The organism is Arthrobacter sp. 05T420 (genome assembly GCF_056396305.1).
Map to the genome: position 1 here is coordinate 1 of NZ_JBFTLG010000010.1, position 20,065 is coordinate 20,065.

Annotated in this window: 19 protein-coding genes and 1 pseudogene; 10 read left to right on the plus strand and 10 right to left on the minus strand. The window is 68.1% G+C overall.

What is annotated here, in order from left to right:
• Nucleotides 1–133, plus strand: a pseudogene (locus tag AC1DEM_RS11105) (bifunctional D-altronate/D-mannonate dehydratase); the annotation flags it as partial.
• A gap of 145 nt (nt 134–278) precedes the next feature.
• Here AC1DEM_RS11105 and AC1DEM_RS11110 read toward each other — a convergent pair.
• The 3 genes from AC1DEM_RS11110 to AC1DEM_RS11120 all read right to left on the minus strand — a co-directional run bounded on the left by AC1DEM_RS11110 (nt 279) and on the right by AC1DEM_RS11120 (nt 3,458).
• A complete protein-coding gene (locus AC1DEM_RS11110; RefSeq protein ID WP_476884420.1) occupies nt 279–488 on the minus strand; it encodes a hypothetical protein in 210 nt (69 codons plus the stop codon).
• A gap of 172 nt (nt 489–660) precedes the next feature.
• Nucleotides 661–1,824: a cyclase family protein gene (locus AC1DEM_RS11115; RefSeq protein ID WP_476884421.1), complete on the minus strand. Its 1,164-nt coding sequence runs from the start codon at nt 1,822–1,824 to the stop codon at nt 661–663.
• Nucleotides 1,821–3,458 (minus strand): purine-cytosine permease family protein, encoded by a 1,638-nt coding sequence (locus AC1DEM_RS11120; RefSeq protein ID WP_476884422.1) that lies wholly within the window; start codon nt 3,456–3,458, stop codon nt 1,821–1,823. The genes AC1DEM_RS11115 and AC1DEM_RS11120 overlap by 4 nt, the downstream gene beginning before the upstream one ends.
• Before the next feature lie 280 nt (nt 3,459–3,738).
• On the opposite strand from AC1DEM_RS11120, the gene AC1DEM_RS11125 reads away from it, so the two are divergent.
• Entirely contained in the window at nt 3,739–4,521 is a 783-nt protein-coding gene (locus AC1DEM_RS11125) for a phosphatase PAP2 family protein (protein WP_476884423.1), read from the plus strand.
• 13 nt (nt 4,522–4,534) lie between these two features.
• Here AC1DEM_RS11125 and AC1DEM_RS11130 read toward each other — a convergent pair whose 3' ends face one another.
• Nucleotides 4,535–5,092, minus strand: a complete 558-nt coding sequence (locus tag AC1DEM_RS11130; protein ID WP_476884424.1) for a TspO/MBR family protein — start codon at nt 5,090–5,092, stop codon at nt 4,535–4,537.
• 132 nt (nt 5,093–5,224) lie between these two features.
• Between AC1DEM_RS11130 and AC1DEM_RS11135 the strand changes: the two genes are divergently transcribed.
• On the plus strand, nt 5,225–6,787 hold the full coding sequence (locus AC1DEM_RS11135) for a GH1 family beta-glucosidase (protein ID WP_476884425.1): 1,563 nt from the start codon (nt 5,225–5,227) through the stop codon (nt 6,785–6,787).
• 70 nt (nt 6,788–6,857) lie between these two features.
• Here AC1DEM_RS11135 and AC1DEM_RS11140 read toward each other — a convergent pair whose 3' ends face one another.
• Both AC1DEM_RS11140 and AC1DEM_RS11145 read right to left on the minus strand, forming a co-directional pair.
• On the minus strand, nt 6,858–7,925 hold the full coding sequence (locus AC1DEM_RS11140) for an App1 family protein (RefSeq protein ID WP_476884426.1): 1,068 nt from the start codon (nt 7,923–7,925) through the stop codon (nt 6,858–6,860).
• A gap of 75 nt (nt 7,926–8,000) precedes the next feature.
• Nucleotides 8,001–8,756, minus strand: coding sequence for a DUF72 domain-containing protein (locus AC1DEM_RS11145; protein ID WP_476884427.1), 756 nt, complete (start codon nt 8,754–8,756; stop codon nt 8,001–8,003).
• A gap of 165 nt (nt 8,757–8,921) precedes the next feature.
• Between AC1DEM_RS11145 and AC1DEM_RS11150 the strand changes: the two genes are divergently transcribed.
• From AC1DEM_RS11150 to AC1DEM_RS11165, 4 genes are all read left to right on the plus strand, one after another.
• Nucleotides 8,922–10,772 (plus strand): glycoside hydrolase family 15 protein, encoded by a 1,851-nt coding sequence (locus tag AC1DEM_RS11150; protein ID WP_476884428.1) that lies wholly within the window; start codon nt 8,922–8,924, stop codon nt 10,770–10,772.
• A 155-nt stretch (nt 10,773–10,927) separates the two neighbouring features.
• Nucleotides 10,928–11,236 (plus strand): DUF1508 domain-containing protein, encoded by a 309-nt coding sequence (locus tag AC1DEM_RS11155; RefSeq protein WP_476884429.1) that lies wholly within the window; start codon nt 10,928–10,930, stop codon nt 11,234–11,236.
• A 58-nt stretch (nt 11,237–11,294) separates the two neighbouring features.
• Complete coding sequence (locus AC1DEM_RS11160) at nt 11,295–11,612, plus strand: hypothetical protein (RefSeq protein WP_476884430.1); 318 nt, start codon at nt 11,295–11,297, stop codon at nt 11,610–11,612.
• Nucleotides 11,613–11,751: 139 nt separating this feature from the next.
• Nucleotides 11,752–12,513: an SDR family oxidoreductase gene (locus AC1DEM_RS11165; RefSeq protein ID WP_476884431.1), complete on the plus strand. Its 762-nt coding sequence runs from the start codon at nt 11,752–11,754 to the stop codon at nt 12,511–12,513.
• Between the two features lie 65 nt (nt 12,514–12,578).
• On the opposite strand, the gene AC1DEM_RS11170 is transcribed toward AC1DEM_RS11165, so the two are convergent.
• Genes AC1DEM_RS11170 through AC1DEM_RS11180 form a run of 3 tightly spaced genes read right to left on the minus strand, consistent with a single transcriptional unit; the run spans nt 12,579 to nt 15,657 of the window.
• The gene (locus tag AC1DEM_RS11170) at nt 12,579–12,998 is read right to left on the minus strand and encodes a sterol carrier family protein (RefSeq protein ID WP_476884432.1); all 420 of its coding nucleotides are present in this window, start codon (nt 12,996–12,998) and stop codon (nt 12,579–12,581) included.
• A 16-nt stretch (nt 12,999–13,014) separates the two neighbouring features.
• On the minus strand, nt 13,015–14,031 hold the full coding sequence (locus AC1DEM_RS11175; protein ID WP_476884433.1) for an asparaginase: 1,017 nt from the start codon (nt 14,029–14,031) through the stop codon (nt 13,015–13,017).
• 36 nt (nt 14,032–14,067) lie between these two features.
• Complete coding sequence (locus AC1DEM_RS11180) at nt 14,068–15,657, minus strand: molybdopterin-dependent oxidoreductase (RefSeq protein WP_476884434.1); 1,590 nt, start codon at nt 15,655–15,657, stop codon at nt 14,068–14,070.
• Nucleotides 15,658–15,962: 305 nt separating this feature from the next.
• Between AC1DEM_RS11180 and purD the strand changes: the two genes are divergently transcribed.
• Together purD and AC1DEM_RS11190 are read left to right on the plus strand one after the other, a co-directional pair.
• Nucleotides 15,963–17,273 (plus strand): phosphoribosylamine--glycine ligase, encoded by a 1,311-nt coding sequence (purD, locus tag AC1DEM_RS11185; protein ID WP_476884435.1) that lies wholly within the window; start codon nt 15,963–15,965, stop codon nt 17,271–17,273.
• Nucleotides 17,274–17,275: 2 nt separating this feature from the next.
• Nucleotides 17,276–18,235 carry a phosphoribosylaminoimidazolesuccinocarboxamide synthase gene (locus tag AC1DEM_RS11190; protein ID WP_476884436.1) on the plus strand — a complete coding sequence of 320 codons (960 nt, stop codon included), beginning with the start codon at nt 17,276–17,278 and terminating at the stop codon, nt 18,233–18,235.
• A gap of 16 nt (nt 18,236–18,251) precedes the next feature.
• Here the strand turns inward: AC1DEM_RS11190 and AC1DEM_RS11195 are convergent, their stop codons facing one another.
• Nucleotides 18,252–19,517, minus strand: a complete 1,266-nt coding sequence (locus tag AC1DEM_RS11195; protein ID WP_476884437.1) for a helix-turn-helix domain-containing protein — start codon at nt 19,515–19,517, stop codon at nt 18,252–18,254.
• A gap of 130 nt (nt 19,518–19,647) precedes the next feature.
• On the opposite strand from AC1DEM_RS11195, the gene AC1DEM_RS11200 reads away from it, so the two are divergent.
• Nucleotides 19,648–19,866: a hypothetical protein gene (locus tag AC1DEM_RS11200; RefSeq protein WP_229995200.1), complete on the plus strand. Its 219-nt coding sequence runs from the start codon at nt 19,648–19,650 to the stop codon at nt 19,864–19,866.
• The last annotated feature ends 199 nt before the right edge of the window (nt 19,867–20,065 follow it).

Genomic DNA, 20,065 nt, shown 5'->3' on the forward strand with positions numbered 1-20,065 from the left:
CGGCTACCTGCACCCGGGCGACAAACCCGGCATCGGCGTCGAATTCAACGAAGAAGCCGCCGCCGCGTTCCCCTACCAGCAGGCCTACCTGCCCTACAACCGCCTCGTGGACGGCACCGTCCATGACTGGTGACCAGACCCTGACCGGTGACCAGACCCTGACCGGTGACTGTCCCTGAAACACCAAAAAGGTCCCGGGCGGCGAGTCGATGCTCTGCCGCCCGGGACCTGGCTTTGTTGAATCCGGCTCTCAGCGTCCGGTTTGCCGGTGGCTCAGCTCAGTGAACGAGTTCGCGGGTCATGCCGAAGGGGACCTGGTCGGAGAGGGCCGCGGTGTAGTGGCCCGGCTTGTGTCGCGTGAGCAGAATGCCGTGCGTCCCCGTGGTCATGGCGAGCTGCTGCAGCCCGCGGACGGCGTCGTTGAGTCGTTCGTCGAGGACGCGCCGGTTGTCGACTTGGATCTCAATGGACTGGGTAATGGTGGTCATCGCTCTATCTTTCTTGGAGTACTTCTAGTCGGCCCCAATGGATTCAGGAACAGTAACGTCATATTTATTGACGCGTCAAATCGTTCCAGGGGCACCTTTCGGTCCGGAAATACGGTTTCAGCGGCCCGGGCGACGTTGACCTGCGGTTCCTTTCGTTCCGGGACCTTTGGCCCTAGACATCTGCGGGGCAGGTCGAGAGATGCTCGTGGACGCAGACGATGCTGCCGTCCACGGCCCGGGAGAAGATGATGGTCTCGCGCTCATCGCTTGTCTCGCGGCCACCTTCCTGGTCAATCTGGACTGTCGTGGCCACGCGGTGCGAAAACACCGCGGTAGCCCCCAGAAGCTGGATGTCCTGCTCGCTGCTCCGGCAGTCCAGCACCCGCCAGCCGCTGGCGAGCCAGCTGTCCCAGAGGGTCCGGTAGGCGGACCGCGAACCAAGGCGATGGGCTTCCGGATGGAAAATGAATGTCGCCTGGGGGCTGAAGGCTGCAAAGTAGGCCTCGGTGTCCGTGGCCGCGAAAGCGGCGACCAGACGGTCCGCCGCCTCCTGCACCTCTTCCCGGCTGAGGGCGCCGGGCTCCGTCCGCGGCACTACCGGCGGCTGCAGCTCCGGAACGGGCAGCGGCCGGGCCACGGCCCGGAGCGGGGCGCCGTCGGCCCCGGGGATATTGAGCGGAAAGAGGAAGACCTCGACGTCGGTTCCTGCGTCCGTCGCCCTCTGGACCTGCTCCAGCCCTGTGAGGTTTTCCACGATGATGCAGCCGTTTCCGGCCAGGATGGCGTGGGCGGGGAAGCCGCTCGCCGCCGGGGTCCCGTCCGAGGCGCCGGCGAAGGTGGGATCCACGCTGAGGGCATCCAAGCCCACGGCGCGGTAGCCGCGGTCCAGGATCAGTTGCGCCGCGGCAGCATCGAGCCACGGGTGCTTGAGGTACTCGTCGGTTCCCCAAGCCGCGGCGCAGCCGGTGTGCAGCAGCAGGATTTTCGCCGGATTCCCTGGAACCGCCGGATTCCCTGGATCCCCGGGCGAGCCCGCCGGGGCGATCCCTGCCAACTGCGCGGCGGTGATGGCGCCTCCGCGGGCCACACCGCGGACGTCCACTATTTCGGCGATCCCCCCGAAGCGGGACAGCGGCAGTTCGTCCAGGGCCGCCCAGCCGTCGCCCACATGCAGGGGTGCGTCGGCGTGGGTGCCCGAATGGGAACCCAACGCGAGGGAGAGCACATTGGCGCCGTCGGCCTCCACTGTCAGCGCCGGTGCGATCCGGACCTCTGGGTCTCCGGGGTAGACAGGCATTCCGTTGCGGAGCGGAACGCTGAGATCGAACCACGTCACGGCTGGCCCACCAGCTCGGGATCCCGGTCGCCGGGCAAGCCCGGCGAAGCAGCCTCCTTTGTCAGGGCCGGCACGGTATTGCCAGCTGCATCCGTAACCGGCGGCACCGCGGTGTCCTTCGATGGGATCCAGCGCGGCCCGGCGGCGGGGAACACCCCGCGCGGTTCCGGGAAGATCCACAGCAGCCCAAGGTAGAGGACAGCCGCAAGCGCCAGCGATGCCGGCAGGCTGATGTCCACGCCGCCTGCCAGGTTGCCCAGCGGCCCCTGGAACTGGCCGGGCATATTCACCAAGCTCAGCCCGGCCGCGGCGCTGACCAGCCAGGCGGCCATGCCGCGCAGGTTCCAGCCGTGGTTGAACCAGTACCGTCCGCCACTCTGGCGCCGGTTGAACACCTGGAGGGCATCGGCGTCGTACCAGCCGCGGCGGGTGATGAAGCCGATGATCATGACCACCATCCACGGCGCGGTGCAGGTCACGATCAGGGTGGCGAACGTGGAAATGCTCTGAACGAGGTTGAAGGCGAAACGGCCGGCGAAGATGAACGCGATCGCCAGGACCCCGATGAAGAGGGTGGCCTGGACCCGGTTGAACCTCGGGAAGACGCTGCTGAAGTCAAGGCCGGTGCCGTACAGCGAGGACGCCCCGGTGGACATGCCGCCGATCAGGGCTATGGCGCAAAGCGGCACGAAATACCAGGCCGGGGAAACCGCAAGCAGCCCGCCGACGTAGTTCGGCGCCGCCGGGTCCATGAATTCCGGCGCCTTGGTGGCGATGATGGACGCCGTGGCCAGACCAAAGACGAACGGAATAAGAGTCGCCAGCTGGGCCAGCAGCGCCGCACCCATGACCCGGCGCTTCGGTGTAGCGGTGGGAATGTATCGAGCCCAGTCGCCCAGGAACGCGCCGAAGGAAATGGGGTTGGACATGACGATCAGGGCCGCGCCGATGAAGGCCGGAATGAATCCCGCCATGCCGACGCCGTCGAATCCGGTCCCGAAAGTGCCCTCGAAGTTCAGGTTGAAGTCGCCCGCGAAGGCGATGAAGCCGACAACGAACAGCAGGGTGGCCGCCGTGACGGCAATCTTGTTCACCAGCAGCATGAACTTGAACCCGTAGACACAGACAACCAGGACGAGTCCACCAAAGAGGCCGTAGGCGACGGCGAACGAGCCCATGTCCTGCGGCAGGCCCACCAGCCGGTTCAGGCCGCCCACCAGGGCATCGCCGGAACTCCAGACCGAGATGGAGAAAAACGCCAAGGCAGTCAGCAAGGACAGGAATGATCCGACCACCCGGCCATGCACACCGAGGTGGGCGGAGGAGGACACCGCGTTGTTGGTCCCGTTCGTGGGGCCGAACACGGCCATGGGTGCCAGCAGGAGGGCGCCGACAACCAAGCCCGTCACCGTCGCGGCGAGCCCCTGCCAGAATGAGAGGCCGAACAGGATCGGAAATGCGCCCAGGAAGGCCGTGGCAAAGGTGTTGGCCCCGCCGAACGAAACCCTGAACAGGTCAAAGGCGCTCGCGTTGCGGTCCTTCTCCGGTATCCGTTCAATGCCGTAGGTCTCCACATCGGTGACCTTTCCGCGGCTCCGCACCCCGCGGGCACCGGCAGGCTGTTCGTCGACCATTGTTGTTCTCCATCCAGCTCATCATTGATTTCCGAAAGAGTTGCTTACTAAGCATCACAAGTTGCCTTGAGGGCTACATTGTCTGTCTGGGAGATTACAGTGTGAAGCCGCTCACAGCAAGGTCCAGCCCCCGTTCGGGCGCAAAGGTTACGCAGGCCGGCAGCTCGCCACCCCCGGGCGCTGGCGGTCCCGGCTGGCGATTTGCCTCCCACTGCGCCCATAAGGGGGATAATCGTCAGCGGGGACTATCGACAACACGGCGCAAAGGCGGCAGGGAGACATGGCAGAGGCTCAAACAGGCAAACCGCAGGGCCGGTGGCGGACCTTCCACGACAAGTTCGTCGTGGAGGAGCGGTACATGAGCGCGACGGCGCGCCGGAATCTCTACCGCACTGCCGTGGTCCTGATGATCGCGGGCGCCGTGCTGTTCACGGTAATCCTCGCCGGAGTCCTCCAGCACGGTGGCCTGTCGGCGGCGGATGAGCCCACGCGGTCCTGGCTCCTGACCCTGCGCGGGGAGCCTGCCACCACCATCATGATCATCCTGGCGATCGTCTTCGGCCCCATCGGCCTGCCGATCATCGTCCTCGTCGTGACGGTGGCCTGGGGCTTGCTTGCCAAGCACGCCTGGCGGCCGATGCTGTTGGCCGGCGCCATGCTGACCGGGGTGATCCTTGCCCAGATCATTGGCCGCATCGTGGAACGCCAGCGTCCTCCCGTGGACTTGATGCTCTTCGGCGCCGACACCACATTCTCCTTTCCTTCCGGTCACGTCCTGGGCGCATGTGATTTCCTGCTGGTCACCACTTTCCTGGTCTTTTCGCGCCGGAAGAACCCCAAAGCCGCCGTCATCGCCTTCATCGTGGCGGGGATCGGCATGTTCTTCGCAGCCTTCAGCCGCCTCTATCTGGGCTACCACTGGCTGACCGATGCCCTGGGCGCCTTCTCCATCTCACTCGTCGTCCTGGGCGGAGTCATTGCGCTGGACACCTGGCGGACGGCCCGGATTCCGGGCGAACAAGTCACCGGAACGCTGTCCGCCGCCGACGCCAGCCAGGACTGAGCGCCGTCAGCGTTCAGTTGCTGGCGGCGGCGTAGGCGTTCAGGCTAAGTGAGAACACAATCCAGGAGACGTACGGCAGCATGAGCAGGCCCGCGGCCCGGCTGATGAGGCCGAACCGGACCACTGTGGCGCCGGCGGCCACGGTATGGGCGGCGATGACCAGGAGGGCCAGCCAGAGGGCGGCCGAGCCGACTACTGAGTACATGCCGAAGAACAGGGGCGCCCAGGCGAGGTTCAGGAGCAACAGGATGCCGTAGACGGTCATGGCGCCTCGGCTGCGTCCGGAGGAACGTCGTGTTCCCCGGCGCCAGACCAGCCACGCCGCCACCGCCATGGTCGAATAAAGGACCGTCCAGACCGCTCCGAAGGCCCAGCCGGGCGGAGTCCACGGAGCCTTGTCCGCCGCGGCGTACCAGCCGCCAGCGTTCTCGATGATGACCAGCGACGCCACGAAAGACACCCCGTGGGAGACCGCGAGGAAGCAGGCGAGAGCCGCTGCCTGCCGGCCGAGGCTGGGCGGCGCCGTCGAGGACGGCCGGCCGTTGACGGCTTGTTCAGTTTTCACGTGCACGGGTCAACACTGGCCAACGGAGCGGCGCCCGTCAAACCGTGCCCGGCACACTGCGCACGTCGTGGCGCCCGGCCCCGGTCGAAGCCTAAGATCAGTCAACCAACTCCCGAAACAACATAGAGGTCCCCGTCGATGAACGCTTCCGCCAAGGATCTGGCTTCCCTTCTTCCGCCCGGCTTCACCCTGGGCGTGGCTACGTCGGCCTTCCAGATCGAGGGTGCGCTCGATGAGGACGGCCGCGGCCCGTCCGGTTGGGACCTCTTCGCCGCGAAACCGGGGTCGATCGTGGAGGACCACAGCCCTGCCGTCTCCTGCGACCACTACCACCGGATGCCGGAGGACGTGGCACTGATGAAGGCCCTGGGGATCGACTCGTACCGATTTTCGTTGTCCTGGTCCAGGATCCAGCCCGGCGGCAGCGGACCCGTGAACCCCGCCGGACTGGACTTCTATGACCGGCTGATCGACCTTTTGCTTGCCAACGGCATTTCCCCCATGGCCACGCTCTACCACTGGGACACCCCGTTGCCCCTGGATGAGGCCGGCGGCTGGATGAACCGGGATACGGCCCACCGGCTGGGGGACTTCGCCGCGATCGCCGCGGCCGCCTTCGGGGATCGCGTTTCCCGCTGGGTTACGGTCAACGAGCCCGCCACAGTCACCACCAACGGCTATGTCCTGGGAATGCACGCGCCCGGCGAGGCGCTCATGCTCAAGGCGCTCCCCAGTGTGCATCACCAGTTGCTGGGCCACGGACTGGCGCTCCAGGCGCTGCGTGCCGCCAAGGTGCAGGGCGACATCGGCATCACCAACGTGTACTCGCCAATGGTCCCGGCCACCGCCAACCCGCTGGACGCGGTCAGCGCCGGACTCATGGATCTGGCGCAGAACCGGCTCTACGCCGACCCCGTGCTGCTCGGCAAGTACCCGGACATCATTCGGGCCGCCACATTCTTTTCATCGTCGTTCAACCCCTCCAGTGAAGACATGGAACTGATCTCCCAGCCCCTGGATTTCTATGGCCTGAACTACTACATGCCCACCCGCGTCGGGGCGGGTCCGGGTGAGGGTGCCGTGCCGGCCGGAATGGCCGAGGCCATGGGGGATGACCTCAGCGGGACGCCCGGTGCGCCCTTCCACATCGCGCCGTTCCCGGACACCGAGACCACCGCCTACGGCTGGCCGGTCAAGCCCGAATACATGTCGGTTGCCTTGGCTGAGGTGGCTGACCGCTACCCGGATCTCCCCCCGGTCTACATCACCGAGGGAGGGGCCAGTTTCGAGGACGTGGTGGTCCAGTGTGTCGGGTCGGACCGACGGATGGTTCCGGATGAACGGCGCCTGCGTTACCTCGCGGACCACATCGGCGCCGCCCTGGAAGCGACCCGTCCCGGCGGTGCGGCCGAGGCCATCGACCTTCGCGGCTACTATGTGTGGTCCTTCATGGATAACTTCGAATGGTCCGCCGGCTACAAGCAGCCGTTCGGTTTGGTGCACGTCGATTTCGACACCCAGGTCCGCACACCGAAGGCCTCCTACTACTGGCTCCAAGAGGTCCTTGCGGCCCGGAACGCTGTGCCCGCCGCGCAAACGGCAGGCAGACAGCAGGATGAAGCGGCCGACGTCGGACAGAAGGGCCCCGCCGGACAGCAGGACGGGGCGGCCGACGTCGGAGAGCCCAGCCCGGCGGGCTGACGCCCTAAAAAGCGGGTTCAACCTAAAGCAGGTTCAACCCAAATCAGCTTCAACCTAAAGCAGGTTCAACTCAGAGCAGATCCAGGTCCTGCAGGCCCTTGGCGAGTCCGGCGCCGTCGGGCGAATAGAGCCACGGGACGGATGATTCCGAGTGGTCTCCGGTGTCGGAGTGGCCGCCGGCGAAGACGGCCTCGCTGGCCGAGAGCTGCCGGATGCCGATCGCGGCGACCTGGTCCGGGTGCTCCTGCGCGAAGCCGGAGTAAATCTCTTCATCGTGCTGCCCGTTGTCGCCGAACAGCACCCAGCGCATGTTCGGGAACTCCTGGGCCAGCAGCTCAAGGTTCCGCCGTTTGTGTTCCTGGCCGCTGCGGAACCAGCGGTCGTGGGTCAGCCCCCAGTCCGTAAGCAGCAGGGCGCCCGAGGGGTAGAGGTTCCGGGCGATGAAGCGGGCCAAGGTGGGCGCGGCGTTCCACGGCCCGGTGGACAGGTAGATCACCGGCGCCTCCGGGTGCTCCACCTTGAGTCGATCCATCAGGACGGCCATGCCCGGCGTCGCCATCCGGGCGCGTTCGTTCAGGACGAAGGTGTTCCACAGCGCCAGGAAAGGCCGGGGGAGGGCTGTGACCATGATGGTGTCGTCAATGTCCGAGACAATGCCCAGCGTGGTATCAGAGGAGATCACGAAAATCCTGGCCTCGACCGGTTCCGTTCCCTCGGCCCGCAGCACGGCCGTATGCCAGCCCGGGGTCAGCTTCACGTGCACCAGGGTGTCCACCAGGCCGCCGCGGTCCGTATGCACGTGCGTGGTGACGCCGCCGATCTGGATCTCCACCTCGGTGAACTGGACTGGGACGCTCGTGAAGGCGCGCCAGCCGCGGACGTTCTGGTTGCCGTTCAGGGCCACCCGCTCCGCTTTGCTGCCGGGCACGGGCTTGCTGGTGAGGACCACGCGGCCCAGTAGCCTGACCCACTCTGTCGAGCCGTAGCCCTGATAGGCGACGGTCTGCGGGACGAACTTCCAGCTCCGGGCCGTCTTCAGGCGAACCTCATTCACGGCGTCTGACACCCAGTGGGCGAGCCGGAAGGCCCTGTTGCCGGATACGGGCAGCTGTTGCGCTGGTTGCGACGCCAATTCCATGCCTCCACTCTCCCACAGTGCCGGGCGCCGGCGGTGCCTGCGGGGCGCGGTGAGGTCGCCCCCCGTGACGCCCGGTTACCAGGGTGCCTGCTCACCCAGCAGCCCGCGCAGAGTGGCGGCGTTGCGCACGGCGTTGCCGCCGCCGTCGTTGTTGAAATAGGCGTAGACGTCTTTCCCGCTGGCCTGCCACTCGCGGATCCGGTCAGCCCACCAGCGTAGGTCGTCATCGGAATAGGATCCGCCGTACAGGAAGTCGTGGTCGGGGCCGTGCAGCCGGATGTAAACGAACGGCGCGGTGGCGCGCAGGACGCACGGGAGTCCGGCGCCGCTCATGATGCAGTAGGCAGCCCCGTGACGTTCCAGCAGGGCATACACGGCGTCGTCGTCCCAGCTGGGGTGGCGGAACTCCACGCAGACGCGGATCCACGCGGGGAGCGCCGCCAGGAAGTAGTCCAGCCGGGCGTCATCCCGCGCCAAGCCCGGGGGCAGCTGGACGAGCAGCACGGCCCGTTTGTCGCCGAGTTCGTGCCAGCACCGGGTGATCCGGCCCGCCCAGACCTCCGGGGCGTAGAGCTTTTTGGCGTGCGTCAGGCCACGGGGCGCCTTGACGGACAGGGCGAAACCGTCGGGCAGGCGGCGGCGCCAGCTGGCGAACGTTGCCTCCTTCGGCCAGCGGTAGAAGCTGGCATTCAATTCCACGGTGTCGAAGCGGGCCGCGTAGTGGGCCAGCCGGTCCCGGGCCGGCAGGCCCGGCGGGTAGAGGACCCCGTCCCAGTGGTCATAGCTCCAGCCGGACGTGCCGATCCGCACAGCTCTTCCGTGTTCTGCCATGCCCGTCCTCCTCCCGAACTTTGGATCCTCGTCCACCGGCCGCTCCCGTGCGCCGCCTCCCGGGCGCCGACCCAGTGCGCCGCCTCCCGGGTGCCGACCCAGTGCGCCGTCTCCCGGGTGCCGTCACAGTGCCGGGTGCGACGGCGGTGTGGCACTGTAAGTGTCATGGTACGCATCGAGGATTACGCAATGGTCGGGGATCTGCATACCGCGGCCCTGATCAGCACTGAAGGTTCCATCGACTGGCTGTGCCTGCCACGCTTCGACTCACCAGCCTGTTTCAGCGCGCTCCTCGATACCCCCGCGGCCGGCCGGTGGCTGCTGGCGCCGGCAGCCGGCGGCGAATGCACGCGGCGCCGCTACCGCACGGGCACGCTGATCCTGGAAACCGAGTGGGACCTGCCCGAGGGCAAGGTCCGGATCATTGACTTCATGCCGCCCCGCGACGAAGTGGCGGACATCGTGCGGATCGTGGTCGGTGTCAGCGGCACGGTGCGGATGCGCGGCGAACTGGCCCTCCGGTTCGACTACGGCCATATTGTGCCGTGGGTCCGCCACGACGAGCGCGGAATCCACGCCGTCGCCGGGCCCGACGCCGCCTACCTGGTGACCGAGGCGCCCCTGCGCGGTGAGCGGATGCACACCGTCAGCGACTTCACGGTCACGGCCGGGGAGCGCGTGCCCTTCGTGCTGACCTGGAGCCCCAGCCACCTCCGCCGGCCGCGCTCCGTGAACCCGGAGGCGGTCCTGGCCTCCACCGAGGAGTTCTGGCTCGACTGGTCGGCGAAGTGCAAGATCACCGGGCCGCACCGCGACGCGGTCCAGCGCTCGCTGATCACGCTCAAAGCCTTGACCTTCGCCCCCACCGGCGGCATCGTTGCAGCCGTCACGACGTCCCTGCCGGAGGAGATCGGCGGCACCCGGAACTGGGACTACCGCTTCTGCTGGCTGCGCGACGCCACCCTCACCTTGCAGGCTTTGCTGGCCGCCGGCTACACGGAGGAGGCCGGCGCGTGGCGTGACTGGCTGCTCCGCGCCGTCGCCGGGGACCCCGCGGATCTGCAGATCATGTACGGGCTCCACGGTGAACGCCGGCTGCCGGAGCTCGAACTGCCGTGGCTGAAGGGCTATGAAAACTCGGCGCCGGTGCGTACCGGCAACGGCGCGGCCGGCCAGCTGCAGCTAGACGTCTGGGGCGAGGTGCTAGATTGCCTGTCCCTGACCCGGAACTCGCTCCTCAAGCACACCGACGACGCCTGGGACGTCCAGGTGGCCCTCATGGAACATCTCGAGACAGCCTGGAGCCAGCCGGATAACGGGCTGTGGGAAATGCGGGGCCCGCGACGCCATTTCACGCACTCCAAGGTGATGGCATGGGTGGCGGCGGACCGCATGGTCAAGGGGGTAAGGGACTTCGGCCTGATTGGCCCGGCGGACCGCTGGGAGGAGCTGCGTGACACCATCCACGCCGAGGTCATGGCCAACGGGTTCGACGCCGAACGCAACACGTTTGTGCAGTCCTACGGGCGGCCCGAGCTGGACGCGAGCCTCCTGCTGCTGCCCCGGGTGGGGTTCCTGGCGCCGGATGATCCGCGCATCATCGGAACCATCGACGCCGTCCAGCGGGAGTTGACGCATGACGGCTTCCTGCGCCGCTACCTGCCGGCGCAGAGCGATGACGGGCTTCCCGGTGAGGAAGGGGTGTTCCTGGCGTGCTCCTTCTGGCTGGTGGAGGCCCTGATCGGGGCGGGCCGGCGCCACGAGGCCGGGGAACTGTTTGAGCGCCTGCTGGCGTTGCGCAACGACGTCGGGCTCCTCAGCGAGGAGTGGGGCGTCGACGCCGGCCGGCAACTGGGCAACACACCGCAGGCCTTCAGCCACTTCGCCTTGGTGATGAGCGCGCTGGAACTGCACGAAGATGGCATCCGCCGCAGCGATACGCCGCCGCACACCGCGGTCGGGGTGCCTCCCCGGCCCGTCCGACCGCCCCGCCCGCGCCCCGCGCCGCGCCGGTAGTCCGCGCCCCGGCAGGGGCCGCCCGTGAGGGCCGTTCTGGCCGCCGACGGCCGCCCGTGGGCGGTGGGCGGGACCTTCAGCATTTTCCCTCCACCGTTAAGTAAGTACACTTACTAACATCCCGGCGGGGGATATGAGGGAACGAGGAGTGTGCAATGGCGGGGTATTTTGAGCTCGTGGACGCGCCCGACGGCGGCTACCGCATTCGGATGATGGACGGGGCAGGGCAACTGATGGCAGTTTCGGTGACGTTTCCCACCAAGAAAGCGGCGGTGGCCGGGGTGGCCCAGGCGAGGGAGATCGCCGGGACCGGCCTGATCAGGGACCGCAGCGCCGACGGCCGGGCCCCCATGCCCGGCTCGTCCGCCCGGGTGATCAGGGGGCGGCTCGGCGGTGCCGGACGCCCAACGTCCGCAACGGGGGGCTCACTGGCAGCGGGAAAGAGGGCACGGGCCCGCCACTGACTCTCCGCGCGGCCGTTGCCCCAGCCGAGAATCCCGCACAGAGCGGTACAGTATGGCCATGGATCCGCGGGGGAATCGAGGTTCCGGCAGTGGCCGGAAGAGTGTGCTCGGCCGCGTGGCAGTGCCGCTTGTTGCCGCGGCCATGCTGCTCGCGGGTCTGGTTTTTCTCGCCCAGCCGGTGGCGCAGGAGGACTTTGGCTGGATCGGGTATCCGCCGCTGGCCACGGGGCCCGTCCTGCCGCAGGGGCTCATGTTCATGGGCGCCAGCGCCTGGACCGGGTCCGCGCTGATCGGCGTCGGGCTGCTGGTGCTGGCGTTCTGGTCCGGCTACCGCACGGGCCGGCAGGTCCGGGACCGCAGCGGCGACTCCCGCTAGGGCGGCACGCCCCCAAAATGTCCGCCCCGCCCCCTCCCGAGAAGACAGTTCGCGGCGGTCCGGGCGAGTAACACTGCCGTGATGTGCCGTCTCGGCGGTACGCTGGCCGGGCAGCCGCGTAATGGTCGAGGAGGACCCTATGAGCCAGCACCACACCCCCGGAAGGGTCGCCGTCGTCACCGGAGCCGGTTCCGGCATCGGCCGTGCGGTGGCCCGACTCATGCTGTCGGAGGGCTACCGGGTGGTCCTGGCGGGGCGGCGGGAAGAGCCGCTCCGCGAGACGGCGGCCGGCCACCGCCAGGGACTCGCGGTCCCGTGCGATGTCACCGTCCCCGACGACGTCGAGCGGCTCTTCGCCGCGGCGCTGGGCCAGTGGGAACGCGTTGACGTGCTCTTCAACAACGCCGGCGTGTTCGGCCCCGCCGCCTCGGTGGACGAGATCACCAGGGAGGACTGGGACGCGACCGTAGCCGTGAACCTCACAGGGTCCCTCCTTTGCGCCGCGGCCGCCGTCCGGGCCATGAAGGCCCAGTCACCCCAGGGCGGAAGAATCATCAACAACGGCTCGATCGCGGCGCATTCGCCCCGGCCGCGGACAGTGGCCTACACGGTGACCAAGCACGCGATCACGGGGCTGACCAAAAGCATTGACCTGGACGGGCGCGGGTTCGGCATCACCTGCGGACAAATCGACATCGGCAATGCCGCCACGGATCTCATGGAGGAAATCGGCGTCGGCTCGGGGGCAGCCCAGGCGGACGGCAGCGTGCGGGCCGAGCCGACATTTGCGGTGCAGGACGCCGCCCGGGCCGTGCTGCTGATGGCCGGGATGCCGGCGTCGGCCAACGTGGGCTCCCTCGTGGTCACGGCCGCGGGCATGCCCTACATCGGACGCGGCTGAGGGCCCGGACAGGCTAGAGGGCCCGGACCGGCTGTTGGGCCCGGCCCGCGCGGCCCGGTTAGGGGTTAGAGGGGCAGGAGGGCGGACAGGTCCGCGCGCAGTCCCGAGGCCGCAACCTGGCCGGCCGCGACGGCGTCTGCCCAGCTCAAACGCCCGCTGACCATCGCCAGCCAGGTGGCGGCGTCGCACTCGATGACATTCGGCGGAGTGCCGCGCGTGTGCCGCGGGCCCTCCACGCACTGCGTGACGCCGAACGGCGGGACGCGCACTTCCACGGAGTTGCCGGGCGCCCGCGCGCTGACTTCCTCCAGCGAGTAGCGCACCGCCGTCGCGATGGTGGCGCGCGGGACGGGGCTGGAACCGCCGGTACTGGTTCCTTCCGCGCCGGGTACTTTGATTCCCGGCGCGACCGGGGTGGCGGCCTGCCAGGCGGCGAGCGCCGCGCGGCCCTCGTCCACGGCGATTCGACGGCGCGGTACAGCCACTTTCCTGCCTCCAGCCCTAGTCGAGCAGAGCCGCGACGGCCCGCCCGAGCCGGATCTTGCCCACCGGGCGTCCCCCGCCCAGGACGGGGTCCACCACCTTGTCCAGGACGCTGGACACCTCAGGGATTTCGACGGCGCCGGAGGCCGCGAGGAGCGTCAGTCCGATCAGGGTGGTGGCCCGGATGTTGCCGTCGAGCATCTTGATGGCAACGGAGACGCCCTGGCGGGTGGCCATGACCAGCACGCCCTCGGCGCCGATCTTGGCCAGGATGCCGAGTTCGTCCATGACGATCGTGTTGGCCTGTCCGCGTCCCTGGACAGCCCACGGGTAGTCCAGCATGGACGTGGCAATCGTGGCAGCCCGCGCGTTCGAATTCTTGTCGCCCGGCGCCTTGGCCAGCTTCGAGTAGGCCCTGGCCAGCCCTGTCAGGGACACCGCAGCAACAGGCGCCCCACAGCCGTCGATGCCGAGGTGGGCGATGTGTTCACCGCAGTACTCCTCGATCACGGAGCGGATCCGCTGCTGGAGCGGGTGGTTGGGTTCGAGGTAGCTGTTCTTGTCCCAGCCGTTCTCCGTGCACGCCCAAAGGAACGCGGCGTGCTTGCCCGAGCAGTTGAACGCAAGCTTGGACTTGCCGCGCTCAGTCTGGACCAGCCAGTTCCGGGCGGTCTCATCTTGGGGCCAGTCGGCCGGGCACTGCAACTGGTCTTCCTTGGCCCCGGCCGCCTTGAGCATGCCCTCCACCACATCCATGTGGTCCAGGGATCCGACATGGCTGCCGCACGCGATGGCCACCTGGGCGCCCCGCAGGGGCACTCCGGACTGCATCGATGCGAGGGCCTGCAGCGGTTTGAGCGTGGACCGGGCCAGGATGGGGGCGTTAATGTCGCCGAGCTCGACCACCACGGTTCCATCCGCGGCCAGCACGACAGCCGAGCCGATGTGGCGGGACTCCACGAAGCCGCTGCGTTCGATGACTGCCAGTTCGACGGCGGAGTCGACCGTGAAGGTTGCATGCGGGTTCAAAGCCATGCAGCAAGTCTATGGTGCCCGGTCCTGATACCCCGGTTATTCCACGGTCACCATCACTGACTGCCAGCCGGAGGCGCCGTCCGGGACCGGATCCGCCCGCTTGTCCGTTTGGACCTCGCCGGTGCCGTCAGTGGCCCGGACCTTGATGTAGTGCGGGCCCGGCGTGGCGTCCCAGTTGAGGGACCACTGCCGCCAGGTGATGAGGGAGGCCTCATCGGCAAGCACTGCCTCGGTCCACGGGCCGCTGTCGATCTGCACCTCCACCTTGGTGATCCCGCGGGTCTGGGCCCACGCGGTACCGCCAAGCGCGACCTTTCCGGCGGGGACCTTGGCGAAGGACTTGGGCACTTCCACCCGGGCCATGGTCTTGATCGGGCCGCGTTCGGACCAGCCGCGCTGGGTCCAGTAAGCCTTGCTGTCGGCGAACCGGGTCACCTCGAGGTCCACCACCCACTTGGTGGCGGAGACGAAGCCGTACAGCCCGGGAACCACCATCCGCACCGGGTAGCCGTGTTCGAGCGGGAGGGGCTCGCCGTTCATGCCGATCGCCAGCATCGCATCGCGGTCGTCCTGGAGAACCTCCAGAGGCGTGGAGGCGCTGAAGCCGTCAACCGACGTGGAGAGCACCATGTCCGCGCCCTGCTTGGGGCGGGCCAGCTTCAGGGCGTCCCGGATGGGCATGCCCAGCCATTTGGCGTTGCCGGCCAGGTTGCCGCCCACCGGGTTGGACACACAGGTCAGGGACACATGGGATTCGATGAGCTGGGCGTCGAGCAGATCCTGGAAGGTGAGCCGGACCTCCTGTTCCACAAGGCCGTGGATGCGCAGCTCCCAGTCCTGGACGTTGATCTCCGGCACGCTCAGGGCCGTGTCGATCCGGTAAAAGTCCTTGTTCGGGGTCAGCCACGGTGTGACCCCAGACGCCTTGGACTGGACACCGGCCGGGACGGCGGCCGCGGCCTTGGCGGGTGCGGGCAGCTTCAGCGATTCGCGGGCGGCGGCCACATTGCTGCGGGCGGCGCTCAGCAGGCGCCCGCCGGTGGCGGCGATGCCCGAGGCGGCCGCGGTGATGCCGGCGGCGGCAAAGAACGCGCGTCGGGTGGTCGCCGGGCGGTCGGGTTCCTTCGCGGCGAGATCGGCCTCCTGGTCCGGCCATTCCTGCATCCGCCACAGCCTGGTGATCAGGAGCCGCAGCACCACCAGACCTGCCACGGTGCCGATCAGGGAGGGAATGGCGTCGACCGGTTTGACGCTGGCCCGGGTCACCACGCTGCCGACGATCACGGCGCCCATCAGCACCACACCGGCCACACCCAGGGCCCACTTCCGGTACGCCACGATGCCGAGCACGCACGCGAGCAGCAGGATCGTGACGGCCATCCCAACGAACAACGCGGCCTTGTCGTTGGTGCCAAACGTTTCAACGGCAAAGTTCTTCATCCAGAGCGGCGTGAAGTCGATAAACGTGGAGCCCAGCGCAATCAGGGGCGTCGCCCGCGTGGTGAAGAACGCGCCTATCAGTTCCGCGACGGACAGGACGACGGCGGCGGCGGCCACTCCGGCCACCGCGGCCAGGGCTGTGGCGCCGCGGGACCGCTTGCTGGGCTTCATACTGGGCTTGTTCATACAGGCCATTCGTAGCTGCGCGGCCGGCGGATTGTCTGGCCAGTGGACATGCTCACGGGTCCCCGCGGGACATGCCCAGCCCTGGGGCCCAAGAACGGACATGCTCACGGGCCCCAGAGGGACATGTCCAGCCCTGGGGCCCAAGCATGGACATGAAGGCATTATGTCCAGTGGCCGAGACCGGGACTGGGGCATGTCCCTCGGATTCCCCGGCGCCCGGGCGTGCGTTGCCGCGAAGGTTGAGCATGTCCGGGGGCCGACACAGCTTAGGAGCCTGCGGGGTGCACCCCGTACCCTTGGAGACTGTGAAGGTACTTGTCATCGGCCCCGGCGGCCGCGAACACGCCATTGTCCGATCCTTGCTCGCCGACCCCAACGTTTCCGAGGTCCACGCGGCCCCGGGCAACGCCGGCATCAGCGCGCTGGTCCCCACATATGCGATCGACGCGAACGATCCCGACGCCGTCGCCGCGCTGGCCGTCAAGCTCACCGTGGACCTGGTGGTGGTCGGCCCTGAGGCGCCCCTCGCCGCCGGTGTGTCCGACGCCGTCCGGGCCGCCGGCATTCCGGTTTTCGGCCCCAGCAAGGCAGCAGCCCAGCTGGAAGCGTCCAAGGCCTTCGCCAAGGAAGTCATGGCCGAGGCCGGCGTCCCCACGGCAATGGCCCGCGTGGCCGGCACTGCCGAGGAAGCGGCCGACGCGCTCGACACCTTCGGCGCCCCCTATGTCGTTAAGGACGACGGGCTCGCCGCCGGCAAGGGCGTCGTGGTCACCAACAACCGGGACGAGGCGCTCGCGCACGCCCAGAGCTGTTTCGACGCCGGCGGCGCCGTCGTGATCGAGGAATTCCTCGACGGGCCCGAGGTCTCGGTCTTCGTCCTCTGCGACGGCACCAACACGGTGGCACTGTCCCCGGCGCAGGACTTCAAGCGCATCTTCGACAACGACGAGGGCCCCAACACCGGCGGCATGGGCGCCTACACGCCGCTGGAATGGGCCCCCGATGGCCTTGTCCAGGAAGTGATCGACCGCGTCGCCCAGCCCACGGTCAACCAGATGGCCCACCGCGGCACCCCGTTCGTCGGCGTCCTCTTCGTCGGACTCGCCCTGACCTCGCGCGGCACGCGGGTCATCGAATTCAACGTCCGGTTCGGCGATCCCGAAACCCAGGCCGTCCTCGCCCGGCTCAGGACGCCCCTCGGCGGGCTGCTCATGGCCGGCGCCAAGGGCGAACTGGACAAGGTGCAGCCGCTGCGCTGGTCCAAGGACACGGCGGTCGCCGTCGTCGTGGCCGCAGAAAACTACCCCGACACCCCGCGCACCGGCGACCGCATCCGGGGCCTGAAAAAGGCCGATGCCCTGGACGGCGTCCACGTGATCCATGCCGGCACCAAGCTCGACGGCGAAGGCAAGGTGGTGTCCGCCGGCGGCCGCGTCCTGGCCGTCGTGGCGCTGGGCACGGACCTCGTGGAGGCCCGGGAACGGGCGTACGACGGCGTCGAGCTCGTCCAGCTGGACGGCAGCCAGTTCCGGACGGACATCGGCGGCAAGGCCGCCCGCGGGCAAATCCGCGTAGCGGCGCCGGGAACCCCGGCCGCGTCGAAAGCGAAGGCGTGAGCATGACAGAACCCGCAGCGCCCACACCAGAGACCCAGCCCAAGAGCGGCCTGGACACCGCGACTCTGGACCTGCCCGGCTGGCAGCACGTCTACTCCGGCAAAGTCCGCGACCTCTACGTCCCCGCGGACCAGGCCTTCACCGAACGCTTCGGCCAGGACTGCGTCCTGGTGGTAGCCAGCGACCGCATCAGCGCCTACGACCACGTCCTGGCCAGCGAGATCCCGGACAAGGGCCGCGTCCTGACCCAGCTGAGCCTGTGGTGGTTCGAACAGCTCGGCGTCGCGCACCACGTCCTCGCGTCCACGGTCGACGGCGGTGTTCCCCCCGCCGTCGAGGGCCGGGCGATGATCTGCAAGAAACTGGACATGTTCCCGGTCGAATGCATCGCGCGCGGCTACCTCACCGGCTCGGGGCTCCTGGAGTACCGCGCGTCGGGCACCGTGTGCGGCATCCTGCTGCCCGCCGGTCTGGTTGACGGTTCGCGCCTGCAGGACGCCATCTTCACGCCCTCGGCGAAGGCCGAAGTGGGCGAGCACGACGAGAACATCACCTACGACGCCGTCGTGGGCCTCGTCGGTGCGGACGTCGCGGCGGAACTGAGCCGGCTGACCCTGGAGATCTACACCAAGGCCGAGGAAATCGCGCGCGGCCGCGGCATCATCCTGGCCGACACCAAGGTGGAGTTCGGCCTCGACGCCGCCACCGGCGCCATCACCCTGGGCGATGAGGTGCTGACCCCGGATTCGTCACGCTTCTGGGATGCGGCCACGTACCAGCCCGGGCAGGCCCAGCCGTCCTACGACAAGCAGTACGTGCGCGACTGGCTGACCTCGCCCGAATCGGGCTGGGACAAGGCCTCCGACACGCCCCCGCCCGCCCTTCCGGCCGACGTCGTGGCGCGCACGCGCAGCCGCTATGTGGAGGCCTACGAGAAGCTCACCGGCCGGACGTTCGCCTAGGCGGGCCCGGCCGGGGCTACGCTTCCGCGGAAGCGGCCTCGGCCCGCCGCTGGGCCAGCTTGATCTCGAGCACGGCGTCCAGCGCCTGCTGGACCCGGTCCGAGGCGCCCGCCGCGCTGAACTCCTTCTGGGCTTCCTCCAGGTACACCAGCGCCTCCGCGGACTCCCCGGCAGCCTTGAGGGCCTTGCCCAGCAGCAGCGAGACCTCGCCTGCCGTATGCCGGGCCAGCACCTCCCGCTCGGCATGGATCTCGCGCAGCTTTTGGACGGCGGCCACGATGTCGCCGGTGAGGTAAAGCCAGCGGGCCCGGATGAAGGCGACTTCGAGCTGGTCCGTCTTGTTGCCGCCGACGATCGAGAGAGCCAGTTCGGCGCGCTCGATCGATGACAGGGTCTCGGGTTCGACGATGCCCGAGGAGAGCCGGACGGCGGCGGAGGCCTTGTTGAACCGGGCCCACAGATCGATGTCGTTGGCCGGGGAGAGCAGCCGGCCGGCCCGCTCGTGGTATTTGATTCCCTCGGGGTAGTCATGGCGCATGAAGGCCACGTTGCCGATCACCCAGGCCACCTCGCCGGCGAGCTGGGACATGGAGTGGTCGTCCATCTGCTCATTCATGGCCTGGCAATACTCCCAGGCCTCGTCCAGGCGGCCGCTCTCGGCCAGCGCGCCGATGAGGGCGCGGAGGGCACCGATGATCATGGTGGAGCCCTTGGGCAGCTCCGCGCAGAGCCGGACCGCTTCCTGCGCATGCTCGACGGCGGCGGTCAGCTGGCCCTGCCCCTGCGAGGCTGCGGCGAGCATCTGTTCGGCCCGGACACCGAGCCCGGCCGACTCCGCGGCCATGGGGTGGTCCAGGAGGTTCTGGACCACGTCCTTGCACTCCTGCCAGAGGCCCTGCTTTATCAGGCACTCGGCCTGCATGTAGGTCATGTTCCACCACGCGCTGGTGTTTTTGGCCTCCAGGGCGATCTTGGCGGCGGCGGCGGCGTGGGCGGCAGCCACGGGGTAGTCCCGGAGGTCCCAGGCCTGCCGGGCATAGAGCCCCGCGAGCACGTATTCGGCGTCGCTGACGGACACTGGCTGGCTCCATGCCTCGAGCGCTTTGGGGGCCAGTTCGAGCCGGCGGGCAAGCTCCTCGATGACATCGGCCGTCGGCTCGCGCCGTCCGGTTTCCAGCAGAGAGATGTAGCTGGGGGAGTACAGGTCACGGCCCAGCTCCGCCTGCGTCAGGCCCCGTTCGAGACGTTCCGCGCGGAGCTTCTCCCCAAATCCGTTCCCCACGGATACCTCCTAATTCCGGACATTCTTTGTACTAAATGCTTGACAGTCTCTGTGGAAACCATTTTACAATGTGTGTCAACAAGGGTAGTGCTGACTTGGTTAAGGACCCCAACCCATATTGAGGAACTCTATGTTGAAGAAGATTGCAGCCGGCGCCGTGTTGGCGGGCGCACTGGCATTCTCCGCCGCGGCCCCGGCCGTGCTGTCCGCTGCTTCACTGACCGATGTCTCAGACGTTGCCGCCGTCGGCAACTGGCCCGACCCCATGCGAGCCGCCCAGGCGGTGGGCAACTGGCCCGACCCGATGACGCACTCGCTGAACGTCGGCAACTGGCCCGACCCGATGTAACAGCCCCGATATAGCAATCCCGATATAGCAATCCCGATTCAACAGTGCGGCCCCGGGAGATTTCTCCCCGGGCCGCACTGTTGCCGTGTCCGGGCAGCGTCCCCGGCGGCCGGAGGATCTCCGGCGCTGGAAGACACTCGCTGCAGAACCGCTGCAGAACACTGAATAGTGCAGGGAACGCAAAAGAGGACCCTCCGCG

Bases quoted from the DNA above. Each gene is read 5' to 3' on its own strand.
- AC1DEM_RS11110 (WP_476884420.1), bottom strand. From the start codon at position 488: ATGACCACCATTACCCAGTCCATTGAGATCCAAGTCGACAACCGGCGC.
- AC1DEM_RS11150 (WP_476884428.1), top strand. From the start codon at position 8,922: ATGGTACGCATCGAGGATTACGCAATGGTCGGGGATCTGCATACCGCG.
- AC1DEM_RS11135 (WP_476884425.1), top strand. From the start codon at position 5,225: ATGAACGCTTCCGCCAAGGATCTGGCTTCCCTTCTTCCGCCCGGCTTC.
- AC1DEM_RS11165 (WP_476884431.1), top strand. From the start codon at position 11,752: ATGAGCCAGCACCACACCCCCGGAAGGGTCGCCGTCGTCACCGGAGCC.
- AC1DEM_RS11125 (WP_476884423.1), top strand. From the start codon at position 3,739: ATGGCAGAGGCTCAAACAGGCAAACCGCAGGGCCGGTGGCGGACCTTC.
- AC1DEM_RS11140 (WP_476884426.1), bottom strand. From the start codon at position 7,925: ATGGAATTGGCGTCGCAACCAGCGCAACAGCTGCCCGTATCCGGCAAC.
- AC1DEM_RS11120 (WP_476884422.1), bottom strand. From the start codon at position 3,458: ATGGTCGACGAACAGCCTGCCGGTGCCCGCGGGGTGCGGAGCCGCGGA.
- AC1DEM_RS11155 (WP_476884429.1), top strand. From the start codon at position 10,928: ATGGCGGGGTATTTTGAGCTCGTGGACGCGCCCGACGGCGGCTACCGC.
- AC1DEM_RS11180 (WP_476884434.1), bottom strand. From the start codon at position 15,657: ATGAACAAGCCCAGTATGAAGCCCAGCAAGCGGTCCCGCGGCGCCACA.
- AC1DEM_RS11175 (WP_476884433.1), bottom strand. From the start codon at position 14,031: ATGGCTTTGAACCCGCATGCAACCTTCACGGTCGACTCCGCCGTCGAA.
- AC1DEM_RS11200 (WP_229995200.1), top strand. From the start codon at position 19,648: ATGTTGAAGAAGATTGCAGCCGGCGCCGTGTTGGCGGGCGCACTGGCA.
- AC1DEM_RS11145 (WP_476884427.1), bottom strand. From the start codon at position 8,756: ATGGCAGAACACGGAAGAGCTGTGCGGATCGGCACGTCCGGCTGGAGC.
- AC1DEM_RS11190 (WP_476884436.1), top strand. From the start codon at position 17,276: ATGACAGAACCCGCAGCGCCCACACCAGAGACCCAGCCCAAGAGCGGC.
- AC1DEM_RS11160 (WP_476884430.1), top strand. From the start codon at position 11,295: ATGGATCCGCGGGGGAATCGAGGTTCCGGCAGTGGCCGGAAGAGTGTG.